The 1499-nt window shown below is 46.6% G+C and carries 1 protein-coding gene and 1 pseudogene; both read right to left on the bottom strand.

Annotated elements, in window-relative coordinates:
• Window positions 1-163: 163 nt before the first annotated feature.
• Window positions 164-478 (bottom strand): phage baseplate assembly protein V, encoded by a 315-nt coding sequence (locus HMPREF2872_RS12030; protein ID WP_070632010.1) that lies wholly within the window; start codon window positions 476-478, stop codon window positions 164-166.
• A pseudogene (locus HMPREF2872_RS12025) lies at window positions 384-896 on the bottom strand (contractile injection system protein, VgrG/Pvc8 family). The gene HMPREF2872_RS12030 and the pseudogene HMPREF2872_RS12025 overlap by 95 nt, the downstream one beginning before the upstream one ends.
• Between the last annotated feature and the right edge of the window lie 603 nt (window positions 897-1499).

The raw sequence follows: 1499 nt of genomic DNA, 5'->3' as shown, positions 1-1499 counted from the left end.
AATACTGTAAACAACTCTACTAATTTCTACAGCATCCATACCTTTTCAAGGAGTTGACTCGGATTATGGTGATCGTTCCGCAAATCATGTTCATTTTGTAAAGCATATTATGGTGAGTATCTTATATTTATTAGGGTGGATAACGCCTATACGTAAGTCGATATTAGAGGATTAGCGTTCTCATCTCGGCAGGGATATGGTCGGTATGGGCGCTGTCGTGCATGACGCCGGAGATATACGGACGGTCGGGATTACCCTGGACGAAGGACAGCATCACTTCGGTACCTTCGTGCAAGGGGAAGTGGATACCGTATTCGGGACCGGCATAGGGTTTGGCGAGTCGGACGGGACGGCTTTCTCCGCCGGGACTCCATTCGTCCAGGTCAAACGGCAGTTTGACGCGGTAGCGGCTCATATCGTCGATATAGGCGTAGGTGCAGTTCTCCGCCGCCATGTTGTTCATGCTGTTCGAAGGCATACCAGACGCCTTCTTCTTCGCACAGACGGTTAATAAAGTCGAAGTCGCTTTCGAGATATTGGGTGACATACTCGCGTACGCTGTAGCTGCGGCTCTTTTGGAAACGTTAGTCGACACCAGAGAAGCCGTGGTGTTTGAAGACGGCGGCAACGATGTCGGGAACGGTTTGGTGTTGAAACAGCCGGGAAGATTGGAAATGTTTTAAAGCCGCGAAACGCGGCTCTAAAACAAAGCGGTAAACGGTTTCATCCTTGGATACCGACAACTTCTCGCATGAGGTGATGATGCCCTGCCATTGCTTTGCCAGCGGGTCGTCTGAAGCAGCCCCGAATGCCCCGGCCACTTCCGACAATAAGCCTTCCTGCGGACGAATCTCAAACGCTGCGCGTTGGTTGAGGTAGGAAGACAGCGGCAGCAAGGAGTCGGTCGAGGTAGCGGTGATCTCGACACGGTAAGCGGTATTGACCGCCTAGAATGCGCTGAAGGAGCGGACTGAAAGTGAGGGGGAAAAACGGGCGAAAGTGAGGTGGTAGGATTGGCGGGCGGTCATAAGAGTAATATCCGACTGACGATGAGCCCTGTATAGTAACGGGGATAATGCCGATGGTAAAGCAAATGGGATGAATGGAAATAAGGCCGTCTGAAAGGTTGAAATAAGGCATAAAGAGACATTTCACCCTGCCCTATTCCACCATTCAGGGGAAAGGTGGTAAATTAAGCAGCCAAATTTCTCTTAAAAACCATTGATTTTATACTAAAAATTGGAGTACTATTAACTTACCCTCTAGAGTATCATTAATTCTCATTTAACATATAGGAACAATAAGCGGAATTTGTAGAAGAATAGGAAAAAGGAAATTAATTTATATTATGTTAAATTAATAATGCTAGTATTTTAGTCTATCAATTCCTGTTTTTCTTAATTCTACAATCACTTACAATATTCAAAAACAAAAAGGCCGTCTGAAAGGTTTTTCAGACGGCCCGAGACCTTTGCAAAATCCCCCAAAATCCCCTAAAT

Source organism: Neisseria sp. HMSC069H12 (assembly GCF_001812735.1).
Lineage (GTDB): Bacteria > Pseudomonadota > Gammaproteobacteria > Burkholderiales > Neisseriaceae > Neisseria > Neisseria subflava.
Note: the sequence above shows the minus strand (reverse complement) of the source record. Positions and strands in the feature narration are given on the sequence as shown.